A 14943-nucleotide genomic window follows, 5' to 3' on the forward strand; every position below is an offset into this window, starting at 1 on the left:
TTTATTCCTCCTCCAGACCACAGAATCAAAGGATAATAGATTCTGAATCACACTCGTTCCTCGTTGTTCAGAATGACGATTACTTTAACAAGCTACAAACCAAAAGAGTTCGTCATCCTAGCGAGCTCAAGCGAGACTAAGGATCTAGTAACAGCGCCCCCAAACTCTTCTTCATTCACCTTAAATCACAGCACAAACGGATAATAGATTCTGAATCACACTCGTTCCTCGTTGTTCAGAATGACGATTACTTTAACAAGCTATAAACCAAAAGAGTTCGTCATCCTAGCGAGTCCAAGCGAGACTAAGGATCGAGTAACAGCGCCCCCAAACTCTTCCTCATTCACCTTAAATCACAGCACAAACGGACAATAGATTCTGCGTCATGCCCGTTCCTCGATGTTCAGAATGATAATTACTTTAACAAGCCATAAACCAAAAGAGTTCGTCATCCTAGCGAGCTCAAGCGAGACTAAGGATCTAGTAACAGTGCCCCCAAACTCTTCTTCATTCACCTTAAATCACAGCACAAACGGACAATAGATTCTGAATCACACTTGTTCCTTGTTGTTTAGAATGACGACATATACCCAACAAATCCACACACAAATTAAGTCAACACTTTTCTTTACTAACCCTATCGAGCATAATATGTACTGATGTATAGATGGTGGGTATATGAAGACCGTAGATAGGATTTTGCAAATCGTTAAGCGTGATGGCTCTGTCACTGCGAAACAACTCTCTTCTGAACTGGGTATGACAACCATGGGTGCGCGTCAGCATCTGCAAGGTTTAGAAGATGACGGCATCCTGTCGATCCATGATGTGAAAGTCAAAGTTGGGCGCCCAACCCGTCATTGGTCCCTTACGCAAAAAGGTCATGAGCAATTTGCTGATCGCCACGGCGAACTGACCATTCAGTTTATTGAAGCGGTAGAGCACATCTTCGGTAAAGACGGATTGGAGAAAGTCACATCTGAGCGTGAGAAACTCACCCTACAAAACTACCAGCAATACCTTGAGCAGTGCGACTCTCTGGAAAGCAAGTTACAGACACTTGTTACTCTGCGTGAGCAAGAAGGCTACATGGCAGAACTAGAGAAAGATGAACATGGGTTTATTCTCATCGAAAATCACTGCCCTATTTGCAAAGCAGCCACTCGCTGCCCAAGTTTGTGCCAATCTGAACTCAATGTCTTCCAATCACTTTTAGGTAGCGAAACCAAAATCGAACGAGATGAGCACATCATCAGTGGTCAACGTCGCTGCGTGTACCGAATCCAGCAATAAATCTTCGATCAAACCAACCGCTATTATGAACATACTCTCTTATAAATGAGACTATGACGCAATTCATCCGCTCTCATCCTCCATGTAGATTAAGCTTTTAGTAACTAGGAGCAACATCCAATGGATTTGGAGCGGCTATGCCGAACAGCTACACACCTCAAGTTTTGCCCTCATTCGATGAAATGGTAAAAATGGCAGAACGCGACCCCGAAGCCTTTGAGCAATTTCGTCACGATATGGCGAAAGAGATGATTGAAGGTGCTTCAGAGCAGATGCAACCTCGACTGTGGGCACAGCAAAGTCACATAGATAGAGTCATTCATAACTGCAAAAATCCCAACCACACAAATGTCGTATTAATGAATGAATTGCAGAAACAGGTCGTGAAATTCAGAGAGGCATTACAAGGGGAAACCGCCCCAACTAAAAAAGCCGATGTGGTTGAGTTGAAAACGTTTAAAGATAGGGATGATTTTTACTAAAACTCGTTGGATAAATCGAGAAAGTCAGGATTCGTTTTTCTCACTAAATCTAACTTCCACTCTCGCTTCCATTGCTTAAGCTGCTTTTCTCGGTTTATGGCAGTTGCCATATCTTCAAACAACTCAAAGTAAACGAGCTTGTGAACGTGATATTTCTTGGTAAATCCCTCAACGACTCCGTTTTTATGCTGCCATATTCTTTGGGCTAGTTGGCAGGTAACACCAATGTAGAGAACTGAGTTATTTTTTGAAGTTAGGATGTAAACGCAAGGTACCTTGTCGATGGTTCATTCTCCTTAATGATCTGTGGTTGCTTTTCCATTGTAATTCACTAGCTCGGTCGTTTACTGCAAACTCGGAGCACTCGGTGAGTAGATTCTGAATCACGCTCGTCCCTCGCTGTTCAGAATGACAGTTAATTTAACTTGCTATTAAGTAACAGAAATCCGTCATTCTAGCGAGCACTAGCGAGACTAAGAATCTACTGCCAGCAAATTCGAGACCTAAGAACTTTACTCCGGCTCAGGACCGTATTTGTTCTGACCGGCAGAACCTTTCAAGAAACCACACTCGATAAGAATCCACAGACCGCATAGCAGAGAGACCGAAGCAATCAGCATTTGCGGTGTAGATGGGTCCTGCGTAGCAGGGTTAGTCATTGGCGTGGCAACTCGACCAATGATCAATGGAATGTTCAACGCTAGCCAGTAAATCGACTTATTACGGTCATGCCAACGCTTAGTGGTTATCGCCAAATCTGGGATCAGAAGAATCAATAAGAAGATAGGCAGAAGAATATAAGAAAATGCAGGGAACAACTTACTGATGCCCGCACCAAAACCTAAGATTAGGATGTAGTAGATGATGTTCCACATCCAGTAAGTTTTACGACCTATACGCCCTTGGAAAGAAAACAATAACTCTTTAATCGACATCGACTTTTACCCTAATTTTGAAAGGCTATAGATTAGCCGAGTCAGCATGGTTTGAAAAGTTCATCCCCCCAGAGGAAAACATCACCAGATTTCAAACTGTAGGTCTGCACATTTAGAGCCTCCAGCTTGCCGACTCTAAATGTCTAAATGAGGCAGTTTGGACTTTAACCCGAGCAATAGAGCTAGTTCACCACCTTCTGGAAGCAATCAATATCCATATCGCGCACATTCACCGTTAAGCTACGAACATGACTCGCTTGTTCCTGTAAAACAACCATCAGTGCTCTTGATAATTCGCGTTTTTGTTCTGCATTTCTACCTGCCAACAAATCAAAGTTGATGTGAATAAAATCAACACTATCGCCCTCTTCTCCCACCAACCAATTGTGGCAACGAAGCGCACGTGATTTGACGGACGCAAGCTCGAACAAACCACTCTCCAAGGTGACTTTGTGTAGATCTTCTAGTAATCCCTGGACATTTACACGCTCATCGACTGAGTTGGAATATTCTAAAACTAAGTTTGGCATTTTGATTCCTTTCTTATTACGGCGAACTTTTAACCCACAGTAATACCAATCTAAGGCGCATTTTCCGAGGAATGGACTATCATTCTGTCTACGCGATCACCAATCGATTGCTTTTGACAAAAATAACAGAACTAATGCAGCACCGACCAGATGAAGAAAGCCGAATAAGACATGACGCCAATCATGATCTGTTCACATTATTCTGTTATATTCCTACGTAGATTTTTTACATTAATAGACTATTTACATTAAAGATAAGGGAGATATTCCTATGCGTCGTCCTGTAGTGATGGGTAACTGGAAACTAAACGGTAGCAAAGCAATGGTAACTGAGCTGCTAACTGGTATTAACGCTGAACTTGAAGGCGTTGAAGGTGTTGACGTAGCAGTAGCTCCACCAGCTCTTTACATCGATCTAGCTGAGCGCGTAATCGCTGAAGGCGGTAACAAAGTTATCCTAGGTGCACAAAACACTGACCTAAACAACAGCGGTGCTTTCACTGGCGACATGTCTCCAGAAATGCTGAAAGACTTCGGTGCTTCTCACATCATCATCGGTCACTCAGAGCGTCGTGAATACCACAACGAATCTGACGAGTTCATCGCTAAGAAATTCAACTTCCTAAAAGAAAACGGTCTAACGCCTGTTTTCTGTATCGGTGAATCTGAAGCTCAAAACGAAGCTGGCGAAACTGAAGCTGTATGTGCACGTCAAATCAACGCAGTTATCGACACTTACGGTGTTGAAGCTCTAAACGGCGCAATCATCGCTTACGAACCAATCTGGGCTATCGGTACTGGTAAAGCAGCAACAGCTGAAGATGCACAACGCATCCACGCTTCTATCCGCGCACTAATCGCAGCGAAAGACGAAGCAGTTGCAGCACAAGTAATCATCCAATACGGCGGTTCTGTTAAGCCAGAAAACGCTGAAGCTTACTTCTCACAACCAGACATCGACGGTGCTCTAGTTGGCGGCGCTTCTCTAGACGCTAAGAGCTTCGTAGCTATCGCTAAAGCAGCGGCAGCAGCTAAAGCTTAATTTCGCTTTTATTAAGCAGAAATAACAAAGGGATGCATCACGCATCCCTTTTTGTTTGCCTACGATCTAATGAGTTTTGTCATTCCGAGGAGCCTAAGCGACATCAGGAATCTACCCTCCGCACACCCCCAAATCAAACCAGCAAAACAACAGACATAACCTATAAGACTCCCGTCATTCCGAGGAGCTTAAGCGACATCAGGAATCTACTAACCGCACGCACCCAAATCAAACCAACAAAACAACAGACATAACCTATGAGAATCCCGTCATTCCGAGGAGCCTAAGCGACATCAGGAATCTACTAACCGCACGCACCCAAATCAAACCAACAAAACAACAGACATAACCTATAAGAATCCCGTCATTCCAAGGAGCCTAAGCGACATCAGGAATCTACTAACCGCATGTATCAAACCCAAAGTTAAGTAACGAAAAGCGCCTTACATCAAAACAAAGAACCTAATCGCCCTTCCGATTATTCCCACTCAATTCCATCCAACCAACGAACTCTATTCACTTACCCTGCCCTCAGATTTAGTATTGACCTATGCTTGTTCAAGGAGGAGCAATCGACATGACAGCACCAATATCAGACATCGCCAGTGTGATTCACCATGGTGGGAAACATACCGTCACTGGCTCTTGTCATGAATTGAAACTGCCACACGGCAGCATCTTGATCGATTGCGGACTCTTCCAAGGCAAAGACATCCATTTTGGCAACCGCAGGGCATCATTGGATATTGAGTTTCCGGTTAAACACGTCAAAGCATTAGTCCTGACTCATGCTCATATCGACCATATTGGACGCCTACCTTGGTTACTGGCTGCTGGATTTAAAGGCCCCATCTACTGCACCAAAGCAACAGCCGAACTAGTACCGCTCATGCTAGAAGATGGATTAAAGCTGCAACTGGGTTTGAACTTCCACCAGCGTCAACAAGTCCTCAACGTTATTAAAAAACAGCTGAGACCTCATGACTACCAACAATGGCTGCCACTTGGTAAACAATGTTACCTGCGCTTTCAACCAGCAGGGCACATTCTTGGTTCCGCTTACGTGGAATTCAAACTCCCCAATAATGAAATCATCGTGTTTTCCGGCGATCTAGGTCCGTCCAATACCCCTCTCTTACCCGATCCAAAGCCGCCAAAGCGTGCCGACCATCTGTTCATCGAGTCCACATACGGCAACAAAGAGCATGAAGACATTGCCACTCGAACTGAGCGCTTGAACGCCATTATCGATCACGCACTGCAAGACGGTGGTGTTATTCTGATCCCAGCTTTCAGCGTAGGACGTACACAGGAACTGTTATTCGATATTGAACAGCTGATTCACCAACGCGACTTGTCGTCTTCTTTGCCAATTATCCTAGACTCACCGCTTGCGAAAAGAGTCACGAAGACCTACCGCCGTTTCAAAAAACTGTGGGGAAAAGAAGCAAAACAAAAGCTCAACAATCATCGTCATCCCCTCGCTTTTGAACAATGCATTACTGTAGAAAACCATCGAGAACATCAAGCATTAGTGAATCGACTAGCCTCCACCGATGAGCCTGCGATTGTCGTCGCGGCATCCGGTATGTGCGAAGGAGGAAGAATCGTCAATTACTTAAAAGCACTCTTACCAGACAAAAGAAATGATGTGTTGTTTGCGGGCTATCAAGCACAAGGAACCTTAGGGCGAGAAATCCAATCAGGCAGCCACACGGTGGATATCGATAACCAACCAATCGAAGCCAACGCACAGATCCATACCATCTCTGGATATTCTGCACATGCAGACCAAAGCGATTTATTGAAGTTTGTTACTGGTATTCCAGCACAACCAAAAGCCGTGCATTTGATACATGGAGAGAAAGAAGCGAAAAAAGAGTTAGGAGAGAAATTGGAAGCAGAGGGAATTGAGGTGGTTTATTGACAATAAAGGGGCTCTCACCCCTTTATTTACTACTTGTTATAAAACTCTTTATACCAAGAAACAAACTCTGCAACGCCTTCTTTAACTGTTACTCTTGGTTTGTAACCAGTAGCGATAAATAGATCTTCTGTATCAGCATAAGTTTGATAAACATCCCCTGGCTGCATTTCACGGAAGTTTTTCTTCGCTTCAATACCAAGCTCATCTTCAATCGCTTTAACGAAGTCCATCAAGTTGATAGGAGAGCCATGACCAATGTTATAAACCGAATATGGAGCAGAACTGCTTGCTGGAGTTCCAGATTCTACAGTCCAGCTTTCATTTCGAGCTGGCAAGACGTCTGCAATACGGACTACACCTTCAACAATATCATCTACATGGGTAAAGTCTCTCCACATATCACCGTTGTTGTTGATATCAATGGTATCGCCATCAAGAATTTTCTTAGTGAAAATAAATGGGGCCATGTCCGGACGCCCCCAAGAGCCGTACACAGTGAAAAAGCGCAAACCTGTTGTTGGGATGTCATACAGATGAGAATAGCTATGAGCCATTAACTCGTTAGACTTTTTCGTTGCTGCATAAAGTGATACTGGATGATCAACACTATCTGAAGTGGCAAAAGGAACTTTTGCATTAAGCCCATACACAGAGCTCGAAGATGCATATACTAGATGGCTGACTTTGTTTTGACGGCATCCTTCAAGAATATTTAGATGCCCAACTAAGTTTGAGTCCGCATAAGCGTGTGGGTTTTCTAGTGAATAACGTACCCCAGCTTGGGCAGCCAAGTGGATAACGCGATCAAACTTCTCAATTGCAAACAGCTTCTCCATCGCTTCGCGATCCGCGATATCTACACTTTCAAATTTGAACAGTGGATGTTCAATACGAGCGAGTCGAGCATGTTTTAAATTCACATCGTAGTAATCATTTAGATTATCGATACCCACAACTTCATGCCCTGCAGCATTAAGCTTCTCTGCTGTTGCACTACCAATAAAACCAGCAGCACCAGTTACTAAGTATTTCATAATTAACCAATTCCTAAAGAAACAAAAGCCAGTCAAATAAGACTGGCTTAACTTAATCAAGTGTGAGGTTAGTCACTACCAAATAGATCGCGTGTATAAACTTTTTCAGCTACGTCCGCTAACTCTTCGACCATGCGGTTAGAGACAATCACATCCGAACATTTTTTGAATTCATTCAGATCTTTCACAACACGTGAATGGAAAAACTCAGCATCTTGAAGCACAGGTTCATAAACGACAACTTCTATACCCTTTGCCTTAATACGCTTCATAATGCCTTGAATTGAAGACGCACGGAAGTTGTCTGAGCCAGCTTTCATGATCAAACGATATACACCTACGACTTTTGGCTGGCGTTTAATGATCGAATCTGCAATAAAGTCTTTTCGTGTACGGTTAGCATCAACGATAGCACCAATAATATTGTTCGGAACTTCTTGGTAGTTTGCTAAAAGCTGTTTGGTATCTTTTGGTAAACAGTAGCCGCCGTAGCCGAAAGATGGGTTGTTGTAATGATTACCAATGCGAGGATCTAAACCAACGCCTTCAATGATCTGACGAGTATCTAAACCGTGAGCTTCTGCGTAAGAATCCAGCTCATTAAAGTATGCTACACGCATAGCAAGGTAGGTGTTGGAGAAAAGTTTCACTGCCTCAGCTTCTGTCGAGTCTGTAAATAAGACTTGGATGTCTTCTTTTACAGCCCCCTCGACCAGCAAGCGAGCAAATACTTTGGCACGTTCGCTGCGTTCACCAACAATGATACGTGAAGGGTGAAGGTTATCGTAAAGCGCTTTGCCCTCTCGTAAGAACTCTGGGGAGAAGATGACATTTTCACATCCCAACTCTTCTTTGATTCGAGCGGTATAGCCAACAGGAACAGTTGACTTAATCACCATAACTGCTTCAGGGTTAATTGTCATAACATCTTTAATCACGGCTTCAACAGAAGATGTATTAAAGTAATTAGTTTGTGGGTCATAATCAGTAGGCGTTGCAATCACAACATAATCTGCACATAAATAAGCCTTTTCCTTATCCGTAGTCGCAACAAAATTTAACTCTTTGTGCGCCAAAAAGTGTTCAATTTCAGTATCAACAATCGGCGACTTGCGCTGGTTAAGTAAGTCAACCTTCTCAGAAATGATGTCTAGTGCGACCACCTCGTGATTCTGGGCTAACAACATAGCGTTAGAAAGCCCTACATAGCCAGTCCCAGCAACTGCGATTTTCATGGATTAATCCTTCATTTATTTTTGGCAGAGGATACCAAAATGCAAAAAAATGAGCGAGGACAACGACTTCCACAACAAGTAGAATAACCTAACAGAAGGAACTCGGCTGCCCTTAAATTCTATTTAATTGTTCAAAAAACTTACCTAAGTTCAGAGTTCAAGATTGACTCATAAATTTTATAGAGTCTGAATAATCAACTTCTGATTGGTTATGGTTCCAAACTAAGTCGCCAATACCATCTGTAGGATTAAAGCCTGTTGGAGCACTCAATAGTAATGTACGAATGTTTTCGTGATCCATACTATGACAGGCAAAATCAAGTTCATTCAACAATAGGTCGTATTCTTCCAGAGGTAGATGCACCTCATGAGCCGTCATGATTCGTTCATGCGCCGTCTGCTTTACATTGTCACCAATGAGTAGTTCTTCATAAAGCTTTTCACCAGGACGAAGTCCTGAGAATTGAATCTCAATATCACCATGAGGATTAGCTTCGGATTTAACTTCAAGACCGGAGAGTTGAATGAGATTACATGCTAAGTCTGTAATTTTTACTGACTCACCCATGTCTAAAACAAATACATCGCCTCCTTTGCCCATTGCTCCAGCTTGAATAACTAGCTGTGCAGCTTCAGGAATGGTCATGAAGAAACGAGTGATCTCTGGGTGAGTCACGGTTACTGGTCCGCCTGATGCGATTTGCTTTTTAAACACAGGAATCACGGAGCCTGAAGAGCCGAGAACATTACCAAATCGTACCATACAAAATCGAGTGCCATTTGGTTTTGCATTTTCTTGATCAGCAAGAGCCTGCAGACCAAGTTCCGCCATTCGTTTGGTTGTACCCATTACGTTAGTAGGGCGAACGGCTTTATCTGTAGAGATTAATACAAATGATTCAACACCGGCTTTAATCGCCGCGCACGCAGTATAATAAGTCCCATAGATATTATTACGCACACCCTCAATTACGTTAAATTCGACTAATGGAACGTGTTTATATGCTGCTGCGTGATATACCGTTTGAACTTTAAAAGAAGACATTGTCGTTTCTAGACGATGTTGACGCTGAACAGAGCCCAACAAAGGAATAATGTCACAAGTTAGCCCTTTTTCAATTTTAAGTTGATTTAGTTCGCGATCAATCTGATACAGACCAAATTCAGACAACTCAAATAAAATAATAGACTTAGGCGACTGCTCCACAATTTGACGACACAACTCAGAGCCAATAGAACCACCAGCACCTGTCACCATAACCACTTTGTCTTTGATATTCGCTTCTAGCAACACTTGTTGAGGCGCTACTGGATCTCGCCCAAGTAAATCCTCAATCGCGACGTCCTTAAGCTCATCAATTTTAGCTTTACCTGACACAATATCTGTCATATCAGGGACCGTGAGTACTTCAACAGGTAACTTAGCTAATTCGTCCAGAATCACCTTACGACGTGAACGTTTAGCACTTGGCACTGCGAGTAAGACTTGAGAAATATCATATTTATTTATGAGGGGCATTGCATCTTCAATAGCAATAACAGGCAACCCTAAGATCATAGTATTGCAAAGAGTTGAGTCACCATCAATAAATGCTCTTACGCGGTAATATCTACTACTTCTTAATGCCATCGCCAATTGTCGACCGCCAGATCCTGCACCATAAATGAGAACCTCTTTACTCTGCGTTGAATAGCTTTGAGCAATCAAAGATCGAACGATAACACGGGGCCCCCCACAGAAAAGAGCAAGAAATGCACCATAGATGATAGGAACAGTTCTAGGAAACGGGTCACTCATGTAGAAGCTAAGGGCGGCTAAAAGTGTGGCAGAAATTACAGCCCCGGCAGTCACGACAAATAAAGCTTGAAAAGTGAGATAACGGAGAACTGCTCTATAGAGCCCTAATCGAGCAAATACAGCAATGGTGACTATTGTCACTGCAATTTGAATCCCCCAGACAGCAGGATAAGTGAAATAATTGGTTTCTCCAGAACGAACTAAGATTGCCAAATGAAAAGCCATGAAGATCAACATAATATCAATCAGAACACTGACAATTCTTTTGTTAGTCCGCGAAAGTTGCCATATAAATTGTAGACGTTGCATAATAATTCTTGTACGTGGTTTTATTGGAGATTGCATGCTTTAGTTTAACACGAAAACAGAACTCTCAACGGAATAGATGCCGATACGACTTTGTGAAAGACAAATGCAATAAAATGCGAAAGAGCGACTATTGCCGCTCCACCAGAGTACTTTCTACTTTACAGCATCACCAGAACCACTTCCTGTTGCTGTCATCATTATGTACTTAAAGTAATCTTTCAATGTTAACGTATCGATCATTTCTTTATCAGTTTTTGCTAATAAACTTGGTGTAGACATATCGATATTTTGGACTTGAGCTAGTCCAGTGATCCCCGGTAACACATCATAAACACCAAGCGCGTCGCGCTCAATGATCAGTTCGTGCTGGTTAAACAAGTTTGGACGAGGTCCCACGAGACTCATTTCCCCTTTCAAAACATTAATGAGTTGCGGTAATTCATCAATCTTTGTCTTACGCAGAAAAGAACCAAGCTTAGTAATAGATGAGTTACTCGCTAAATGACTCGCTACCGATTGAGTATCTACCGACATCGTACGAAACTTAACCAACTTAAATGGTTTTTTATTGCGCCCAACGCGCTCTTGCACAAAAATCGGGGATCCTGTGTCAAACAAACCAATAATGATAACGATAAGAAGTACCGGCCATAAAAAAAGCAACCCCAAAAAAGCTGCAAAAAAATCAATAAAACGAATCATTGCTTATTTAGTTCCTATTTACGTAACATGGCCATGGACTCCTTCATAGAATATGGAGGAGTCCAGTTTAATATATCTTTCAGATTAGAGGAATCGACCTCTAAGTTTCCAAACAATTGTTCAATCATTGCTGACTTTCCAATCACGAGACCTACAAGGCGCATAAAACTAACTGGGATTGGAATTTGAAACACTTTTCTACCTTGTCCGGCTGCAATAGCGTTAACAAAATCTCTTGTTGAGACGGTATTGTTCTCACTTGCTAAAAATATATTTCCGGGTGCATTTTTGTGTTTGGCACACACAATTAAGAGATCAACCAGATTACCGACTGATATAAAATCTCTACGATTATTAGCTAAGCCAAATGGCAGAAAGGGGATACTATTGACTAGCTTCGTTAGCATACCAAAATTACCAGGAGCATTAGGACCATAGACCAACGTTGGTCGGACAATCACGACTTCTAATCCTGTTTGTTTCGCAATCTCATTCAAACCTATCTCGCAAGCAAACTTTGATTTAGCATAATCACTGTGAGGGTTTGGAGGAGAGCTAGGAGAAAAAGGCTCCAATTGTGACCCGCCCCCATTTACACCAATGGAACTAACAAATACAAACCGCTTCACACCAGATTTTACCGCGCTATTTGCTAATTGTAGTGTCGCATCGACATTAATAGTGTTTAAATCAGCTAAACCGCACTTTCTTGAGTGAGCAATACCGGCTAAATGTATAACAGCATCAACACCCTTAAATGCACTATCCCACTGAGTACTACCAGATAGTTCATTTATTATATAATTAAAAAGCCCCTCTCTTTTAAAATCACTTTGCCCTCGAGTTACGTGAACCATGACGGAAGGATGTGTTCTTAAGTGTTTGCCAATAAAGCCACTACTGCCGGTAATAAGAATAGACATAAAATATTAACCATTATAGGTGTTAATTTGATTTTTGTTTGAATTCAAGTTTCGATGTTCTAGTGCCAGTTCTATATAATCACAACTAATTTTCTTCTGCAATAACAGATTAGATTGATCATATGAATAAGATAGCTTACCTATGCCATTACTTAATAATTTAAACCTAAACCCTAAGCAATAAAGACCAAAACTAATAAAATCTTTCTTACTTAAATATACTTCCATACCTGAGCAAATAGCATCAACTAATGAATGTGGTACTCCTTCTCCATATCCTCTAGGTTGAAAAAATTTATGTGACTTAGTGAATAATTCACATTGCGGAACAATACCAAGACCAATCAACCTATCATTTTCAAAACACTTGTCTACTGCCTTTCCATTACAACCTATAAATAAAATATTACTATCATTTTTTACAATCTTAGAAAAATCAAAAATAGAGTTATACACAGATAAAAGCTTGTCATCGCGAGAAATTATTAAAATGTCATCGCTAAATCCTACTTTTCTTACGCTACCACCAGAACCAGGAATCCAGAAAAACTGCAATTTTAATTTCAGTTTGAAGAATCGATAATCTGAATAATTTTGAAAAACAACCTTTTTTCTTTTTCGATTAATAAAAAGTAGACAAGAAAAAAACCATCTGAAGTAAAAGTTATATTTATATCTACCTAATCCATTAACTATGATTGTACCTTTGCTCCAAAATACAATTAAGCAAAGCAAGTTGCACTTCATATTTGATGAAATATATGCCTTACCACTAAAAAGAAGAAAAAAAGCGACTTTCAAAAAACCTATAAAGCTATCAAACAAACCATAGCTTACTACATTAATATTTCTCGCTGATAGCTCATCGATTATCCCACTTCTATACTTATTATTGTATGAACTTTTATCGTTAATTAAGAAAAAACTCACTATTTTCCAAGCCTTATCTATGGTTATACATTTTATGTATTTGAGATATTATATCTGACATGCACTCATCAATATTTCTGTTCATATTTACTTCCTTAAAAGTATAAGCATTATATTTTAAGTTGCTATTTTTACGATAACGTTCAATAATTTCTTCATCAGTCTCTTTATCTAACTTAACCCTATTCTGGTTTCGTTCAATAGAAACGTCAACAGGAACAACCAGATTCATAAGTAAGTCAGGCAGAGAACAACTGGAGTAAAAGTAGTCTTCCGTTTTAGCAAGTTTCTTTATTAAGTATGAGGATTTATCATCGATCACAATTCTCCTGCTATCCATGACCCCCATATTCAGTGAAGGATAGCGATCTAGGACAACTAAATAACCTCTATCCGCATAACGCCTTGCTTTTTTTATCGCGGAAAAACGCTCATAAGCTAAGATGCAATATCGAAGAGCGACCAGAACGCTTTGAACAGGTGGATTTTCCTTTTTTTCTTGAACTGATAGTTTGTTTTTTTGAGCAAGTTTTTTTAACTTTAGTAAAAGCCTAAAAGGGACTGTTATTATTGTTGGTTTTGGTACACCTACGTGGATCGTGCGAACATCGAAGTATTTACCATATTTTTTTGAAACATAGTTAACTGTAGTACTTTTTCCTGCTCCATCCAGACCAGTAATCGCTACAACTTTACCAACACTTCCAAGAACTTTCTTCTGCCTAAAGAATGTTTTATTTAAAACTCGATAAATTATCTGAGAGTACCTTGTAAATAAAGCCTCGACAGCACTTAATCGAGAAAATCCACCTAACTTCCATTTAACCTTAAAGAAAGGAGCAACACGATTTAACTTAAAGTCTCTTTCTAAATTAGCGTAATCGAAAGAATCCAAAATAGAATTGTTAAGTTCTGATTCATTAGAAAACTCACATTTCGAGATACTTTCATACTCCAACTTATAAGACTCTTTTTCTTTTAGATATAAAAAAAGACTTGGTAAAGAGGATACTTTAATGGCATGACGAAGCAAAAAGACTTTTTTCTGATCAATGCTTGAAAGTAAAAACACACCTTCTTCAGATTTTACTCTACGTTTAATTAATGTTTGCTCTATAGGAAAGTGATAGCCTTTTGTATGACTTTCACCCGTTATCATTTTAGTATACAGGTGTATGTGGAAGAATACGTTAAGGTTAGAACAGTAAGAATAAAAGTGATAAACGTTGGGATATGTAATATTTTTATTTTTTGCTTCAACAAATCCACTTTCTAATATTATTGATATAAACTTAGCTTCGTCATTAGGGTTAACTAAAAGGTCTAGGTCTGACCCCCCTTTTAAGCAAAGTTCAATTTCATGATTATTTTTCCAGCTAACATACTCAACATCAGCTTCCTCAGCCTTCAGTAAAACATTCAACAATAAATTACTCTTCATAACTTACAATCTCTTTATAATGGCAAAAACTGTTCTCATAGTGAACTTTAACTACAGAGGATATCTTTAGATTATTCTTAACGAAAGGAATCATATCACTATCTTTAAGAACCTTTTTATGCCCTCTATTTCTTAGTCTCCATAAAAGAACATGTTCTTTTTCTTTAAAAAGCCAAACCTCAACAAAATAAAAGCTTTTAGGAAAAAAAGACAACATTGTTTTTATATCATTCTCTTCCGTCAGCATTAAATTAAAGGGAAGGTGAGAGACCCCTTCATCTATAACTATAGTCTTATCGGAAAAAAGAGCATTTAAAAAATGAAATCTTCCTATTTTTAAGAAAGTAAAAAACAACATTTTC

The 14943-nt window shown here is 40.4% G+C and carries 15 protein-coding genes; 4 read left to right on the plus strand and 11 right to left on the minus strand.

Annotated elements, in window-relative coordinates; all coding sequences use genetic code 11:
* Window positions 1-678 precede the first annotated feature (678 nt).
* Both OH459_RS10525 and OH459_RS10530 read left to right on the plus strand, forming a co-directional pair.
* The gene (locus OH459_RS10525; protein ID WP_050926558.1) at window positions 679-1293 is read left to right on the plus strand and encodes a helix-turn-helix transcriptional regulator; all 615 of its coding nucleotides are present in this window, start codon (window positions 679-681) and stop codon (window positions 1291-1293) included.
* Between the two features lie 137 nt (window positions 1294-1430).
* Window positions 1431-1775 carry a DUF3135 domain-containing protein gene (locus OH459_RS10530; protein WP_009698881.1) on the plus strand — a complete coding sequence of 115 codons (345 nt, stop codon included), beginning with the start codon at window positions 1431-1433 and terminating at the stop codon, window positions 1773-1775.
* Here the strand turns inward: OH459_RS10530 and OH459_RS10535 are convergent.
* The 3 genes from OH459_RS10535 to OH459_RS10545 all read right to left on the minus strand — a co-directional run bounded on the left by OH459_RS10535 (window position 1772) and on the right by OH459_RS10545 (window position 3240).
* Complete coding sequence (locus tag OH459_RS10535; RefSeq protein ID WP_269986706.1) at window positions 1772-2059, minus strand: GIY-YIG nuclease family protein; 288 nt, start codon at window positions 2057-2059, stop codon at window positions 1772-1774. The genes OH459_RS10530 and OH459_RS10535 overlap by 4 nt on opposite strands.
* Window positions 2060-2287: 228 nt before the next feature.
* Window positions 2288-2710: a DUF805 domain-containing protein gene (locus OH459_RS10540; protein WP_269986679.1), complete on the minus strand. Its 423-nt coding sequence runs from the start codon at window positions 2708-2710 to the stop codon at window positions 2288-2290.
* A 182-nt stretch (window positions 2711-2892) separates the two neighbouring features.
* The gene (locus tag OH459_RS10545; protein ID WP_020195823.1) at window positions 2893-3240 is read right to left on the minus strand and encodes a 5-carboxymethyl-2-hydroxymuconate Delta-isomerase; all 348 of its coding nucleotides are present in this window, start codon (window positions 3238-3240) and stop codon (window positions 2893-2895) included.
* Window positions 3241-3511: 271 nt separating this feature from the next.
* Here OH459_RS10545 and tpiA point away from each other — a divergent pair, with 271 nt between their 5' ends.
* Together tpiA and OH459_RS10555 are read left to right on the plus strand one after the other, a co-directional pair.
* On the plus strand, window positions 3512-4282 hold the full coding sequence (gene tpiA / locus OH459_RS10550; protein ID WP_005428123.1) for a triose-phosphate isomerase: 771 nt from the start codon (window positions 3512-3514) through the stop codon (window positions 4280-4282).
* A 577-nt stretch (window positions 4283-4859) separates the two neighbouring features.
* Window positions 4860-6209 carry an MBL fold metallo-hydrolase RNA specificity domain-containing protein gene (locus OH459_RS10555; protein ID WP_269986684.1) on the plus strand — a complete coding sequence of 450 codons (1350 nt, stop codon included), beginning with the start codon at window positions 4860-4862 and terminating at the stop codon, window positions 6207-6209.
* A gap of 29 nt (window positions 6210-6238) precedes the next feature.
* Here OH459_RS10555 and OH459_RS10560 read toward each other — a convergent pair whose 3' ends face one another.
* The 8 genes from OH459_RS10560 to OH459_RS10595 form a co-directional block, all read right to left on the minus strand.
* Window positions 6239-7243 (minus strand): NAD-dependent epimerase, encoded by a 1005-nt coding sequence (locus OH459_RS10560; protein WP_049534478.1) that lies wholly within the window; start codon window positions 7241-7243, stop codon window positions 6239-6241.
* A gap of 68 nt (window positions 7244-7311) precedes the next feature.
* Complete coding sequence (locus tag OH459_RS10565) at window positions 7312-8478, minus strand: nucleotide sugar dehydrogenase (RefSeq protein WP_269986687.1); 1167 nt, start codon at window positions 8476-8478, stop codon at window positions 7312-7314.
* A gap of 157 nt (window positions 8479-8635) precedes the next feature.
* A complete protein-coding gene (locus OH459_RS10570) occupies window positions 8636-10585 on the minus strand; it encodes a polysaccharide biosynthesis protein (protein ID WP_172580335.1) in 1950 nt (649 codons plus the stop codon).
* A 153-nt stretch (window positions 10586-10738) separates the two neighbouring features.
* Complete coding sequence (locus tag OH459_RS10575) at window positions 10739-11287, minus strand: sugar transferase (protein ID WP_025792543.1); 549 nt, start codon at window positions 11285-11287, stop codon at window positions 10739-10741.
* Between the two features lie 14 nt (window positions 11288-11301).
* Entirely contained in the window at window positions 11302-12210 is a 909-nt protein-coding gene (locus tag OH459_RS10580) for an NAD-dependent epimerase/dehydratase family protein (RefSeq protein ID WP_049534474.1), read from the minus strand.
* Between the two features lie 6 nt (window positions 12211-12216).
* Window positions 12217-13140, minus strand: a complete 924-nt coding sequence (locus tag OH459_RS10585; RefSeq protein WP_069535578.1) for a hypothetical protein — start codon at window positions 13138-13140, stop codon at window positions 12217-12219.
* 13 nt (window positions 13141-13153) lie between these two features.
* Window positions 13154-14581, minus strand: coding sequence for a hypothetical protein (locus tag OH459_RS10590; protein WP_025792537.1), 1428 nt, complete (start codon window positions 14579-14581; stop codon window positions 13154-13156).
* A partial coding sequence (locus OH459_RS10595) for a hypothetical protein (protein ID WP_269986696.1) occupies window positions 14571-14943 on the minus strand: 373 nt, incomplete at its 5' end. The genes OH459_RS10595 and OH459_RS10590, both read right to left, overlap by 11 nt.

It is taken from the genome of Vibrio sp. MM46 (assembly GCF_027587135.1).
GTDB lineage: Bacteria > Pseudomonadota > Gammaproteobacteria > Enterobacterales > Vibrionaceae > Vibrio > Vibrio harveyi.